Here is a 14433-nt window from a genome sequence, read left to right as displayed (position 1 = left end):
CATTGGTTAAAATAATCCGGTTATATTCCCATCCTGGTCTATATCGATGCTCTGGGCGGCCGGTTCGGCCGGCAGGCCGGGCATCAGCATGATCTCGCCGCAGACCGCCACCACGAAACCGGCGCCGGCCGACAGAAAGACCCGGTCCACGTCCACGTCGAAATTCAACGGCCGGCCGATGGCCCTGGGATCGTCGGACAGAGAGGAGGGGGTCTTGGCGATTATCACGTGCAGGCTGCCATATCCCAGTTTGTTCAAAAGATCGATATCCTTGCGGGCCTGCCGGGTATAATTGATCCGGGCGGCGCCGTACATCCTGGTGGCGATGGTCTCAATCTTGCGGCCGATGGCCCATTCGGTCTGGTAGATCGGTTTTACCACGGCCCCGGTCCGGGAGGCGGCATCCACCTCGCGGGCCAGCTCCAGGCATCCCTGGCTGCCCTTGTTGTAGGGATCGCTGATGACCGCCTTGGCGTTTTTGGACCGGACGTGCTTCAGGGTAAGCTCCAGCTCCTCGGGATCATTGTCCGGGAAGTAATTCAGGGCTACCACCAGAGGGATCCCGAAGGACTGCATGTTCTGGATATGTTTGTCCAGGTTGTCAAACCCCTTGATCAGGGCCTCTAGGTTCTTCTCGGCCAGGTTCTCCTTGGCCGCACCGCCGTGATATTTCAGGGCCCTCAGGGTGGTCACCAGCACCACCGCATCCACATTGAATTTTCCCACCTGGCAGACGAAATCCATGAATTTTTCGCCGCCCAGTTCCGAGGCGAAACCGGCCTCGGTAACGGTTATCTCCGCCAGGGACTGGGCCAGCCTGATGGCCTGGAGGGAATTGGTGCCGTGGGCGATATTGGCAAAGGGACCGCCATGAATGATGGCCGGGGTGCCCTCCGAGGTCTGCACCAGATTGGGCTTGATGGCGTCCTTCAACAGCAGGGCCATGGAGCCCACCGCCCGCAGGTCGGCGGCGGTGACGGGTTTGCTGCGGGAGGTGTAGCCCACCACCATCCGGGCCAGCCTGGCTTTCAGGTCGGCAAAATCCTCCGCCAGGCACAGCACCGCCATCACCTCCGAGGCCACCGAGATGTTGAAGGCGTCCTCCCGGGCAAAGCCGTTCTGGCGGCCTCCCAGGCCGATGACGATCTCCCGCAAGGCCCGGTCGTTCATGTCTATCACCCGGCGCCAGGCGATGCGCCGGGTATCAATACCCAGCTGGTTGCCGTGCTGGATGTGGTTGTCGATCATGGCCGCCAGCAGGTTGTTGGCGGTGGTGACGGCGTGGATGTCTCCGGTAAAATGGAGGTCTATCTCGTCGCTGGGCAGCACCCGAGAGGCCCCGCCGCCGGTGGCTCCGCCCTTCATGCCGAACACCGGACCCAACGAAGGCTCCCGCAGGGTGACGATGGATTTGTGGCCGGTCTTGTTCAGCGCCATCGACAGGCCGATGGCGGTGGTGGTCTTGCCCTCGCCGGCCGGGGTGGGGGTGGTGGCGGTGACCAGAACCTGCCGGCCGCAGGTCGAGCATTGCGGCAGGCGCCGGGCCAGCGAAGGCTCTAGCTTGGCCTTGAAGGGGCCGTAAAGGTAAAGCTCCGTCTCGGCAATGCCGAACCCGGCAGCCACCTGTTTGATGGGCAGAAGATCAGGGGGCATCTTCCGTTCCTCCTTCCAATAATTCTATCAGGCGGTGATAATCGTATCCCGATGATCGGGCCAGCTTGATAATTTTTAACGCCGTGCGGTATGTCAAAACCAAAGTCCGCCGGGAGCCAATGTTCTTGGTGCCGTCAGGCGCGAAAATCAGGCCGGCCATGGCCAGACAGAAAACCAAGTAAAGGAAATTCTCCTTATTGAACCAGAAAACGTTCTGATGCCAATTGCATCCCAGGTACTGAAAAACTTTGGGCCTTTCTAAAAATCTCCTCAGTGCAGCTTTTTCTTCCAAGATTATCGGCCAGCTCCAGTCCCCATCCGATAGGACCTCCACCAGCAGGCGGATATTGTAGGCCTTTCCGCCGGGCAGACAGCCGTTTTCCAGGGCATTCTCCAGGCGATTCCACAGCAGTTCCCGGGCCTGGGGCTGCGGTATCATTCGATTGATATGCTGGAAGACCAGGAAGGCGTAAAAGACGGACCAATCCAGCATATCAAATCCGCCCTTGCCGGTTGCTGCGAGCAAAGCGGAAAGCCGACGGCCCCCTGTTTTCGAAGCCAAGGTTGAACAGCGGAAACGTTCAAAAATATCCGGGATGAGATTTTCCCGGGCCGGCAGCGATGCCGCGGGTAAGCCGAAAATTCTTGATGCTTCCGGGATCAGCTTTTGCAGTGACTCCCCGGTCCGCCGGACCAGGTCCAGCTTGGCCGGGCCGTTTTCCAGGGCCTGGGCCAGTCCGGCCGGGCTCCGCAGGGGAAGAAGCAATGCCTCAAACGATTCCAACAACCCCTCCATCCGCTGCTCCCACAGGGCTCGTTCGATGCTGGGCATCCCCTGGCCTTTGAGGCTGGCGGCCAGTCTGGCGTATTCCCCGTCCGGGTCGTTCTGGTGATAAAAATTTGTGAAGACGTGGCACTCGAATCCGTTCAATTGCACATAAAGCCCGCTGTCCCAGACCTGCCTGGCCGGGCGGATATATTCCAGCCCCGACAGCAAGTCGCGGAAGACCATCCAGCCATCGCCGGCCAGGCCGAACTTTTCGGCCAGCTTGGTCCGGGCCAGGTCAGGGGCATCGGATCTTTTATAGGGAACCGACCAGTTCACCCAGCCCTCCGACCTCTGGTAGCGGTTGTTATAGATGACCAGGGCCTGCTCTCCGCCGGATGAGTTGGAATAAGCGAAGACATCGTGCTGGGCATGCCCGCCGGAGGAGGCCACATCGTAAAGCACGAAATTGTCCACCTGGCTGAAGAGGTAGCGCTTTTTCAGCAGGGGGAATATCTGGCGGCGGTGGCGGTCCATCAGGTCCCGGTCCGGGCTCTCGTCCCAGTAGGCCCGGCGGTATTCCATGCCGTATTTCTCGGCATAGCCCTCGATCTGGCCGTGGCCGAACATGGGCAGGCCCGGCAGGGTGGACATCATGGCGCAGACCCCGAAATACTTGTCGCCCTTGCCGAACTGGGCCGCGGCCGGCTCCTCGTCGGGATTGTTCATGAAATTGACGAAGCGCTTGAGGATCTGGGGATCGAACTCCAGCAGATTCCGTATCACCGTACCGTAGTTGGCGTTCTCCTCCCGCTTGAGCATGTTCATGAAGGCGCTGTTATAGACCCGGTGCATGCCCAGGGTGCGCACGAAATACCCCTCCATCAGCCAGAAAGCCTCGGCCAGCAGCAGGGTATCGGGGGCTTCTTTGGCCACCCTTTCCACCACCTCCCGCCAGAACTCGGCCGGAAAGGCCCGGTCGAATTCCTCCTTGCTCATCCCCTGCCAGGAGCGGGAGGGGATGTCACCGCCGCTGCCGGGCTGGGGGAACCACAATCTCTGATAGTGTTTCTTGGCCAGGGTCATGGCGGCGTCAAAACGTATCACCGAGGAATAGCGGGCCACCCTCAATATCTCGCCGATCACCGCCTCCCGCAGGTCGGGCAGCAGGAAATTCAGCTGGGCGGTGTCGTTCCAGGGCATGTGGGTGCCGTCGTTGCCGTGATAGATATAGCGCACCCGGCCGCTCCGTCGGTCGACCCTCTTGAACACCACCGCGGCATCCCGCTTGCTGTAATAGCCGTCCTCGATATAGATGCCGATATCGGGATGGCCGGAGAGGTCCGGCCCGTTGAAGGAGTAGGCGGGATAGGGCGATGTTTCCAGCTGGACGAACCATTCGGGATGCTCCACCATCCATTTGGAGAAAATACCGGTATGGTTGGGCACCATGTCCACCGCCATCCGGATGCCGTGCCTCATGGCCCGGTCCTTTAAATTATAATAGGCGCCGTCGCCGCCCAGGTCTTCCGATATCCGGTAATCATACAGGGAATAGGCCGAGGAGACCGCCTCGGGGTTTCCGCAGATCTGTTTGATCCTCTGGGAGGCCGGGCTGCGCTCCCAGACCCCTATCAGCCACAGCCCGGTGAAGCCGCTTTCGGACAGCAGTTGCAGTTCCTGGTCCGGCACCTGGTCCAGGTGCCGGATATCAGACCGATATTTTTTGGACAGCTGATCCAGCCAGACGTAGGTGTTCTTGGCCATCATTACCAGGTTGGGCATCCAGTCCAGGTCGGGCGAGTATTTCTCCGGCTCGTAATCGGGCGAACCGTCCGGCCCGGCGAACATCCTTTTATAATCCGGCAACGGCTCCATCCCGGGGGCGAATCCCCGGAACCTTTCGGCTTCCTTCAATACATCCAGGGCCCGGATGATCCGGGCGGAAATTTTTTCGAATATTTCGGCCGGGAGGATTTTACCCCAATACTTCTTGATGTATTCCAGTTGTCCGGCCAGCGAGTAAGGACTGGCCTGGGCCGGAGCTTTCAGCAGTTCGAACAGATCCAGATCATGCGGCCCGAATTTGGGCTGGGTCTTGAAATAATCCCTCAGCCCGGATATGCCGTCCAGGTATCTGGTGCTTTGGCGCAGGGGGGCGTCATCGAACAGCTCGGAATAATGGCGGTAGGCGGGATTGTCGTTGGCCAGGAACAGGAACAGCAGTTCCTCCAGGGCCACCGCCCGGTGGGGATAACCATCGCTGCTGCCCCTAAGATATTCGGCGGAGGTCAGCTGGTTGTCCATGACCTTAAGGGGAGGAAAGGAGGCGGTGAAATTTTCAAGGCATTTTTCCGTTTGGGCCGGATCCAGGACGGCAGAAAGATTTTTCAAGGCCGATTCGAATATTTTGGGATTGAACTGCCGCCGGTAACCGGCGGTCACCAGATGAAGGATCTCCTCGATCAGGGCGATGATGTTTATCTCGGCGGCCTTGACCGCCAGGTGGGGGTTATTGGCGGCATCCCGGACCAGGTTCATCCGGTCGGCCAGGCGCTGTATCGCCGGGAAATCATCCAGTATCACATTGCCGTGCAGGCCGTAGATGGCCTCCTCGAAGCCGTATCTTTTGCGGCAACGGCGGGAGATGTGAAATTCGAATATGGGGAGATCCTTTGCAATCATGCGATTATGATAGCACTTTGTCCGGTTTTTTTCAATTTATTATTTGATTTTGTTCAAAGTCAAATAAGAGGTTGCTCAACAAAATGAAACTTAAAAAGGTGTATCTCGTAATATCTAACGGATATCAACCCATAAATATTTATAAGGAGCGTAAAATGAAGGGGTTAAATTTCAAGCCGGCCGCCGGGCTGATCGTCGTCTGTCTGGCATTGATTTCGGCCATGGCCCATGCCGGCCAGACTATCAGCCAGAGCAGGGATGTCTCCGGCTTTGATAAGATACAGGTTAACGGCGCTTATGACCTGTACATAACCCAGGACAAGGAATACAGCCTGCGGATAGAGGCCGAGCCGGAGGTGCTGGAAAACATCCTGACTGAAGTTAAGGACGGCCTGCTGGTGGTGTCCGACAGAAAGCCCCGGATACGAATAGGCCTATTCAAAAGCAAAGCCCGCAAGATCCACCTCACCCTGCCGGAGCTGAAGGAGCTGTGCATCAACGGAGCGGCCGATGTGGCTGGCCAGAACCGGATCAAAACCGGGAATTTCAGTTTGATGGTTAACGGGGCGGGGGATGTCGAACTGGAGCTGGAGGCCGGGGATGTTGCCGCAACAATCAATGGAGCCGGGGATATAAAGCTTAAAGGGACTGCCGAAAATTTTGATATCTCAATAGACGGTGCGGGAGATATCTCCGCCAGTGATCTGGCCAGCCGGAAGGCTTCCGTAAGGATCAGCGGGGCCGGCGACTGCCGGGTGAATGCCAGCCAGGAATTGACCGTCAACATTGCCGGCAGCGGTGATGTCGGTTATCAGGGAAGCCCCAAGGTGGTGACAAAGAATGTGAGCGGAGTGGGCCGGGTGCATAGGGAATAGGAGAGCCTGCCACCCATTCGATTTGACAAGCCGGCGGCAATTCTCAGGGTGACCGGAGGTCCCTGGTAAAATAAAAAAAGAGCAGGCGATCATGTCTGCTCTTTTTTTAATGTTCTCTCACTCCGGCTGGGGTGTTTTGACGATCCCTGCCAGTTGGTAGCCGTGGTTCTTTATCCTCTCCATCAGGTCGTTGTACAGGACATCGGCCATTTTCCGGCTGCGGGACAGTATCCACAGGTAATTCCGGTTGGGATGGCCCACCACCGCATATTGGTAGTTGCTGTCCAGTTCGATTATCCAGTAGGCTCCGGAGAAGGGCCAGAAGAATTGGACCTTGAGTTTGGCATTGGTCAGCGTGTCTGTCACCCAGGCCTTGCCCTTGGCGGCCTTGTATCTCCCGTTGAGGGAATCCTTGCAGCATTCGTTGAGCACGCTGATCTTGCCGTCCGGGCGCAGGGTGTAGGTGGCCGAGACGGCGGTGCAGCCCTTCTGAAAACGCTGGGGGATGGTGGCGATCTCGTACCAGGTGCCCAGGTAGCGGTTGAGATCAACCTTGGGGACGGCCTGCAGGCGCGGTAATTCCCGCTTTTGGGCATATAATCCTGCTGCCGCAATGAAAAGACAGAGGGATATGGCCAATTCGAATCTACTCATGACTTACCTCGCTTTGTTTTGTTGACCTTGTTTTTTCTTTGCTTTGTCTGATGTTACAAATTATATCATCAAGGGTTTTCACTCTTTTTACGACTGGATGATAATAAAAAACCGTCTGGTCGGATGTCTTGCCCAAAGCATATATCAAAGGACGCCTGTTTTTTTCAAAGGAGGCGATAGCGGCACCTAATTCCACGTATTTAGCTCGTCCATGGACCGGATCGGACAAAATGATAAATATATCACAATCCAGCACGCCCTTCATGTCACGTACGGCGACGCGCCTGACGTCTTTGGAAAATATGGAACGGTCTTTCAGTTTGGGTGCTTCGTCCTTTGTCCAATCAACGGTTATTTTATGCCCCAATAACTCCAATGACCGGCAGATATCTTTCACACGTCTTTTTTCACGGACATATGCAGCAACATAGAATTTCATTTATTCTCCAATTATTTTTACCAGCACTCTTTTGCTTCTTCTTCCATCAAACTCGCCGTAAAATATCTGCTCCCAGGGGCCGAAATCCAGCTGGCCCTTGGTGACGGCCACCGTTACCTCCCGGCCCATGACCTGCCTTTTGAGATGGGCGTCGCCGTTGTCCTCGCCGGTCCGATTATGCAGATACCGGGAGGTCGGCTCATGGGGGGCCAGGGTCTCCAGCCAACTCTCATAGTCCTGGTGCAGGCCGCCCTCGTCATCATTTATAAAAACACTGGCGGTGATGTGCATGGCATTGACCAGGCACAGGCCCTCCTTGATCCCGCTTTCCTTTAGGCATTCCTCCACCTGCCCGGTGATGTTGACAAACCCCCGGCGGGAGGGGACGTTGAACCAAAGCTCTTTCCGGTATGATAGCATAAACAAACTCCTTTTTATACCCACGAAACACACGAAAACATAAATCTGTTATTTTGGTGTATTTAGTGGGCAGGGTTATCCTGGTTTCCCTCTTTCATGGAAAGGGCGATGCGCTTGCGCTCCAGTTCCACCTCCAGCACCTTGACCTTGACCTTCTGGCCCACCTTGACCACCTCCTTGGGGTCCCGGACATATTTGTTGGCCAGCTGGGAGATGTGCACCAGGCCGTCCTGGTGCACGCCGATATCAATAAAGGCTCCGAAATTGGCCACATTGGTGACCACGCCCTCCAGCATCATACCGGGCTTCAGGTGGCTGATCGCGGTGACGCCATCCATAAAGTTGGCCAGTTCGAACTTTTGGCGGGGGTCGCGGCCCGGTTTCTTGAGCTCCGACAGGATGTCGGTCAAAGTGGGCAGGCCGACCGTATCGGTCATGTATTTCTTCAAATCAATTTTTTCCGCAAATAAGGCATTGCCCACCAACTGGTCCACTTTGACCTTGATATCCTGGGCCATCTGTTTGACTATGGAATAGCTTTCGGGATGAACCGCCGAGTTGTCCAGAGGATCGGCGCCGCCTCTGATGCGCAGAAAGCCGGCCGCCTGCTCGAAAGCTTTTGGCCCCAGCCGGGGCACCTTCAGCAGCGTTTTGCGGTTCTTGAAGGCGCCGTTATCATCCCGGTATTTGACGATGTTCTTGGCCATGGCCTGGCTCAGGCCGGAGACGTATGCCAGCAGGGAATATGAGGCGGTGTTCAGGTCCACGCCAACGAAGTTGACGCAGGACTCCACCGTTTCGTGCAGGGCCTGCCTGAGCTTGGGCTGGTTGACGTCGTGCTGGTACTGCCCCACCCCGATGGATTTGGGATCGATCTTCACCAGCTCGGCCAGCGGGTCCTGCAATCTTCTGGCGATGGAGATGGCTCCCCGCACCGAGACATCCAGGTCGGGAAATTCCTCCCGGGCGAGATCCGAGGCCGAATATACCGAGGCTCCGGACTCGCTGACCACCACCGGCTGGAGCTTGACCTCCTGGTTCCCTTGGATCATCTCCCGAACGAAGGCATCGGTCTCGCGGGAGGCGGTGCCGTTGCCGATGGCCGCCAGTTCCATCTTATACTTTTGGGCCAGGGCGGCCAGCGTTGCTCCCGCTTCCTGTCTTTGGCGGGCGGAGCCATGGGGAAAGACGGTGGCGTATTCTAAAAATTTCCCGGTATCATCCAACACCGCTATCTTACATCCGGTGCGCAGTCCGGGGTCTATTCCCATTATGGCCCTGGAGCCGGCCGGCGGGGCCAGCAGAAGATTCCGCAGGTTCTCGGCGAACACTTTTATGGCCTCGATGTCCGATTTCTCCTTGATCTCCGAACGCAGTTCCACTTCAATCGAACTGCTCAAATAGACCCGGTAGGCGAAGCCGATGACCTCGGTCAAAAAGACCGCCTGGGCATAGGAGCCATTCCGCAGGAACTTTTTCAGCAGATATTCATCTATCTCAACGGCCGGGGCCTCCAGGCCTGCCGTCAGCACCTCCTCGTTCTCGCCGCGGATGATGGCCAGAAAGCGGTGGGAGGGGATGCTTTTAAGCGGCTCCTTGAAATCATAGTATTGGTTGAATTTGGTCTTCTGCTCTCGGAAGTCCTCTTTTACCCGCGAGGTCAGGATGCCCCTGGCCAGGGTGATCTCCCGGATGAATTTGCGGACCTCGGCATCGTCGGCTATCAGCTCGGAGATGATATATTTGGCTCCCTCCAGAGCTTCCTTTATATTGCTGATGCCCAATTCGGGATTGATATACTTTTGGGCCAGTTTTTCCGGGACGATGCTTTCTCCCTGCAGCCACAGCTCCACGGCCAGCGGCTCCAGTCCTTTTTCCTTGGCCGCCATGCCCTTGGTCTTCCGTTTGGGCTTGTAGGGCAGGTAAAGATCCTCCAGCTCCTGTTTTACCAGGCAGGCCTCGATCTTGGCTTTTAGCCCTTCGCTGAGCTTGCCCTGCTCTTCGATGCTTTTGAGGATGGCGTCCCGGCGCTCCTCCAGTTCCTTGATGTAATCGAAGCGGTCTCGGATATTGCGGATCTGGACCTCGTCCAGCAGCCCGGTCCTTTCCTTGCGGTAGCGGGCGATGAAGGGGACGGTGGCCCCCTGGTTAAATAGTTCCAGGGTGTTGCTTACCTGGAAAACCTGAAGCCCCAGTTCGCTGGTAATAACCCGGGTTATCTGAAGTTCGTTAAGCATAGCGCCTTTCGTATTATATTTGCCATCTTATGATTATAATCCATTTTGGCGCCGATTTCACCAAGGAAAACATCAGCGATTGAAAATACTTCTTGATAATTTCAGGTTTTTGGGTTACATTTATGACATTATCTGCATCCGGAGCCTTTGACGATAAACCATCCCGAAGAGGTGAAAATGGAATTCGAAACCGAACAACACTACAAGTCAGGCCTGGAACTCTTCTCCAAGGGCCGCTATGGAGAGGCCAGCCAGGAATTGAAGCGGGCGATAAAACTTTCGCCCAAGTTTCCGGACCTCCACAACCAGCTGGGAATGTCCTACCATTTCAACGGACAGTTCGAGGAGGCGGTCAAGTCCTTTCATGCCGCCATCGAGCTCAATCCCCGCTATGTGGAGGCCTACCTGAACCTGGCCATCAGCCTGAACGAACTGGGGCGCTATGAGGAGGCGGTCAAATACTTCAACAAGGCCTCGGAGGCCGAGGATATCAAGGACGGGCTGACCCTCAGCATCCGCAACCGGCTGGCCGAGACCCACACCAAGCTGGGGATCACCTACAGCGATATCGGTTATCATTACGAGGCGGTGGAGGAATTCGGCAAGGCCCTGAGCATCAATCCCCATTACCCCGACATCCGGCTCCGGCTGGCCAAGAGCTATCTGAGCCTGAACAATTTTCACAAGACCATAGACGAGATAGAGATCATCCTGTCCTCCAACCCCAATTACATCGAGGCCATGATCCTGCTGGGGGTGGCCTATCTGAAGGACGACCAGAAGGAGCTGGCCCGCCAGCAGTGGGATAAGTGCCTGGAGATCGATCCCAATAACATCCGGGTGAAGACCTACCTGGCTTTGATGGACAAGGGGAAATGACCGGGGGATGAAAGAAGGGGGCCTGAAAATTTTCAGGCCCCCTTCTGATTGGCCGCCGCGGCCAGGGACAGCATCTCTCTAAGGGCATAGTGCCACTGGCTGCAGTCGGCATCCGGCGGCCTGGCCCGGCAGCCGCCCAGGCACCAGGGCAGTATATTACACAGCCGGCAGTGGGCCTCGTGGTAAGGGTCCCAGTCCAGCCAGCGGAAATTCTGGGGGGCCAGCGGATCATCGGTATTCTCCGCCAGCATTTTCTCCGGAACGCCTAGATCCTCCCAGCATTTATAGCTGTTCCCGGCGGCGTCGATTATGAAGCTTTGGGGGTCGGTTGCCTGGCAGGACACCAGTTTTGGGCGGGGCAGGTTCTCAACCGTGAAGCCGGCTTCCAGCAGGCGGTTGATCTCCCCCACCTCCTCGTCCTCCAGATTTGGCGCGCTGTGGCACAATTGGTTGACATTCCGGCAGAGTTCCCCCCCGGGGATATTTTTTATGAATCTGATCCGTGATCCCCGGGGAAGTTGATCCTTTCTTTTTGAGATGCCGGCGATGTCCCCCAGCAGAACAGTCGGGGCTGCAGGCAGGTTGTCAAGATCGACCGATTCGATATTCAGATATAATTCGTTCTCCCGGGAAAGGGCGGTCAATCGATTGGCCGGGCCGCCGCCGCTGCCGATGGTGCGGTAGGAATATTCGAAGCCAAATTGCCGCGCCAGCAAGTCCAGTTTTTTATCGAACTCCAGCACCATCTTCCAGGCCAGGGCCGGCTGGCCGCCCCACCAGTTGATGCCCAGCTGCTTCAGGCCCGGCGTCCGCCCGGAGATCAGCCGGAATATCTTCTCCAGGCCTAAGGCCGACAGGTCGGAACGGCTGTCCTGATGGGGACAGCCGGGGCAGTTCTGGTCGCAGCGGGTGGTGGGGCATATCCACAGCTCCAGCCGGCTGCGGTCGAAACGGTGCAGCTGGCTCAGCAGCTCGATCTGTTTCAGCTCGTCGCGGTTATCATCTATCAGGAATTCCATTTTGGCCAGCCCGGCCATCAGTTTGGCTACCGACGGATCCTTCTGGTTGATCAGGTTATAGGTCAGGGGCAGAGACAGCCCTCCGTAGACCGCCGACTGGGAGTTGTCCAATTCCAAAAACCGGTGGTGCCAGGAATTGTACAGCAGCTGCGGCAGGTTGCGGCGCCAGACGATGTGGTTGTAGCGGGAAGCTTTCATTTCCTACCCTTTAAGCCAAAACGCAAGGCTGATAACTTCACCAGCCTTGCGAAAATATGGATGCGTTCTTATTGTTACTTTGCGGGGGCCGGCGCCGCCGGCCCCGGCCGGGCCAGGATGGCTTTCAGGTCTTCCTGGTTATCGGTGTGGCTGAAGGCCTCTTCCGGAGTGACGATCTTGCGCCGCACCAGGTCGGCCAGGGAATGGTTGAGGGTGGTCATCCCCTGCTTCATGCCCATCTGGATGGCCGATGGTATCTGGGAGGTCTTGGCCTCCCGGATCAGGTTCCGGATGGCGCTGTTGACCATCATGATCTCGTAGGCCATCACCCGCCCGTTGCCGTCGGCCCGCTTCAGCAGCACCTGGGAGATGATGCCCAGCAGGTTGCCCGAAAGCTGCATCCGGACCTGGGTCTGCTGGTGGGGCGGGAAGACGTCCACTATCCGGTCGATGGTCTGCATGGCGTCGGTGGTGTGCAGGGTGGAGAGCACCAGGTGTCCGGTCTCGGCCGCGGTGATGGCCAGGGAGATGGTCTCCAGATCCCGCATCTCCCCCACCACGATCACGTCGGGATCCTGGCGCAGCACGCTCTTAAGGGCGTTGGTGAATGACAGGGTGTCCTTGCCCACCTCCCGTTGGTTGATCTCGGCCTTGACATCCTGATAGACGAATTCTATGGGATCCTCGACGGTGATGATATGGCATTCCTGGTTGGCGTTGCGGGTATTGATCATCGAGGCGATGGTGGTGGATTTCCCGCAGCCGGCCGGCCCGGTCACCAGCACCAGGCCCCGGGGGCGCATGGCCAGGTTCTTGGAGATGATGGGCAGGCCCAGTTCATCCATGGTGGGGATATTGTTGGGGATCAGCCGGAACACCAGGCCGAACTCCCCGCGCTGAATGAAGGCCGAGGCCCTGAAACGGCAGAGGCTGGCGATGGAGCAGGAGAGGTCCAGCTCCTTGTCCCGGCGGAAACGCTCCAGCTGCTCCTTGGTCATGATCTCCACCGCAAAACGCTTGGTGTCCTCGGGATTGAGGGGGGGGAGCTCCAGCGGCACCAGGCTTCCCTGCAGCCGCATCATGGGCTTGTTCCCCACCTTCAAAATCAGGTCGGAGGCGCCCTTCTGGTATATCATATATAAAAGTTCGGGAAGCTGCATATCACCTGCCTATCGACTGTTCCAGTTCCTGGGGGTTGGACGACTTGGCCAGGGCGTCGTCCAGCGTGACGGTGCCGCTGCGCACCAGATCCTTGAGGGCCTGGTCCAGGCTCTGCATGCCGAACTTGGCGCCGGTCTGGATCAGGGAATATATCTGGGGGGTCTTGCCGTCGCGGATGACGCTGCGGACCGCCGGGGTGCAGAGCATGATCTCGAAAGCCCCGGCCAGCTTGCTCTTGCCCACCGCCGGAAGCAGGGCCTGGGATATCACCGCCTGAAGCACGGTGGCCAGCTGGACCCGGGCCTGGGCCTGGGACTCCGGGGGATAGGTGTTGATGATGCGGTCCACCGTCTGGGCGGCGTCGGTGGTGTGGAGAGTGGCCAGCACCAGGTGGCCGGTCTCGGCCGCGGCGATGGACAGCGACATGGTCTCGTAGTTGCGCATCTCGCCCACCAGGATCACGTCGGGATTCTGGCGCATCACGTGGCTCAGGCCGGAGGCGAAGCTGGGGGTGTCGGACCCCACCTCCCGCTGTTCGATCACCGACTGGCTGTCCTTGTACAGGAACTCGATGGGGTCCTCCAGGGTGATGATATGGGCCTGGCGCCGCTGGTTGATGTGCTCCACCATGGCGGCCAGACTGGTGGATTTGCCCGATCCGGTGGGGCCGGTAACCAGCACCAGGCCGCGGGGCATCAGGGCCAGGTCCTTCATGATGACCGGCAGGCCCCACTCCTCGATGGTCTTTATCTTCAGCGGGATCACCCGCATCACCGCGCCGGCGTAGCCCCGCTGGCGGAAGGAGTTCACCCGGAAGCGGGCCACCCCGGGCAGGCCGAAGGCGAAATCCAGTTCCAGCTCCTGGTCGAATCTTTTCTGCTGCTCGACATTCATGATGCTGAACAGCAGGGTCCGGGTGTCGTTCTCGCCCAGCACCGGGAATTCACTGCGCACCAGCCTTCCGCCGATGCGATAAATAGGCGGCTCCCCGACCCGGATATGCAGGTCGGAGGCCTCCCGTAATACCAGCTCCTCCATGAGCTGATCCATCTGCGGTAATTGTGGATTCGGTGCTTCCATAAATAAAATATCGTTACTTGATTATCCCGCCGATACCCGAGTGGCCGTTCATCTCGATATGATTTTTCCGACTCGATGAACGGCTTTATCGAGGGGACGGCGGGCTACCGCCCGGCTTTTTTCTTTTGGTGTGGTGCCCCCCTGAAGTCATGGGTTCCGGTAAAGCTGGCGGCGGGCTTCTGTCATATTATAGGGCTTACATGGTGCCGGTGGAGGGAATCTCCGCCAGCAGCCCGGCCATTTGAATCATTCGGCGGCGGATGCGCCGTCGCGGGACTGTCATTAAAACTGCCGGCGCAGAACCCCCAGAAGTTCAGTGTTTTCCACCGTGGACACCATGGTGCCCTGATGCGATGAACAACAGCCC

Annotated in this window: 11 protein-coding genes; 2 read left to right on the top strand and 9 right to left on the bottom strand. The window is 57.7% G+C overall.

Going from position 1 to position 14433, the window contains the following annotated elements; all coding sequences use genetic code 11:
• Nucleotides 1–6 precede the first annotated feature (6 nt).
• Both A2273_02705 and A2273_02700 read right to left on the bottom strand, forming a co-directional pair.
• A complete protein-coding gene (locus A2273_02705) occupies nucleotides 7–1653 on the bottom strand; it encodes a formate--tetrahydrofolate ligase (protein ID OGF07399.1) in 1647 nt (548 codons plus the stop codon).
• The gene (locus A2273_02700; GenBank protein ID OGF07398.1) at nucleotides 1643–5104 is read right to left on the bottom strand and encodes a hypothetical protein; all 3462 of its coding nucleotides are present in this window, start codon (nucleotides 5102–5104) and stop codon (nucleotides 1643–1645) included. The genes A2273_02705 and A2273_02700 overlap by 11 nt, the downstream gene beginning before the upstream one ends.
• A gap of 155 nt (nucleotides 5105–5259) precedes the next feature.
• Here A2273_02700 and A2273_02695 point away from each other — a divergent pair, with 155 nt between their 5' ends.
• On the top strand, nucleotides 5260–5979 hold the full coding sequence (locus tag A2273_02695; GenBank protein ID OGF07397.1) for a hypothetical protein: 720 nt from the start codon (nucleotides 5260–5262) through the stop codon (nucleotides 5977–5979).
• 117 nt (nucleotides 5980–6096) lie between these two features.
• Here the strand turns inward: A2273_02695 and A2273_02690 are convergent, their stop codons facing one another.
• From A2273_02690 to A2273_02675, 4 genes are all read right to left on the bottom strand, one after another.
• A complete protein-coding gene (locus A2273_02690) occupies nucleotides 6097–6633 on the bottom strand; it encodes a hypothetical protein (GenBank protein ID OGF07396.1) in 537 nt (178 codons plus the stop codon).
• Entirely contained in the window at nucleotides 6626–7072 is a 447-nt protein-coding gene (locus tag A2273_02685; GenBank protein ID OGF07395.1) for a hypothetical protein, read from the bottom strand. Before A2273_02685 ends, A2273_02690 begins: the two co-directional genes overlap by 8 nt.
• On the bottom strand, nucleotides 7073–7492 hold the full coding sequence (locus A2273_02680) for a secondary thiamine-phosphate synthase enzyme (protein OGF07394.1): 420 nt from the start codon (nucleotides 7490–7492) through the stop codon (nucleotides 7073–7075).
• 62 nt (nucleotides 7493–7554) lie between these two features.
• Complete coding sequence (locus A2273_02675) at nucleotides 7555–9729, bottom strand: RNA-binding transcriptional accessory protein (protein OGF07393.1); 2175 nt, start codon at nucleotides 9727–9729, stop codon at nucleotides 7555–7557.
• Between the two features lie 147 nt (nucleotides 9730–9876).
• On the opposite strand from A2273_02675, the gene A2273_02670 reads away from it, so the two are divergent.
• Complete coding sequence (locus A2273_02670) at nucleotides 9877–10608, top strand: hypothetical protein (GenBank protein ID OGF07392.1); 732 nt, start codon at nucleotides 9877–9879, stop codon at nucleotides 10606–10608.
• Nucleotides 10609–10640: 32 nt separating this feature from the next.
• Here the strand turns inward: A2273_02670 and A2273_02665 are convergent, their stop codons facing one another.
• The 3 genes from A2273_02665 to A2273_02655 all read right to left on the bottom strand — a co-directional run bounded on the left by A2273_02665 (nucleotide 10641) and on the right by A2273_02655 (nucleotide 14036).
• Entirely contained in the window at nucleotides 10641–11825 is a 1185-nt protein-coding gene (locus A2273_02665; protein ID OGF07391.1) for a hypothetical protein, read from the bottom strand.
• A 74-nt stretch (nucleotides 11826–11899) separates the two neighbouring features.
• Nucleotides 11900–12985 carry a type IV pili twitching motility protein PilT gene (locus tag A2273_02660; protein OGF07390.1) on the bottom strand — a complete coding sequence of 362 codons (1086 nt, stop codon included), beginning with the start codon at nucleotides 12983–12985 and terminating at the stop codon, nucleotides 11900–11902.
• Between the two features lies 1 nt (nucleotide 12986).
• The gene (locus A2273_02655; GenBank protein ID OGF07389.1) at nucleotides 12987–14036 is read right to left on the bottom strand and encodes a type IV pili twitching motility protein PilT; all 1050 of its coding nucleotides are present in this window, start codon (nucleotides 14034–14036) and stop codon (nucleotides 12987–12989) included.
• Between the last annotated feature and the right edge of the window lie 397 nt (nucleotides 14037–14433).

Source organism: Candidatus Edwardsbacteria bacterium RifOxyA12_full_54_48, assembly GCA_001777915.1.
Taxonomy (GTDB): Bacteria; Edwardsbacteria; AC1; order AC1; family EtOH8; genus UBA2226.
Note: the sequence above shows the minus strand (reverse complement) of the source record. Positions and strands in the feature narration are given on the sequence as shown.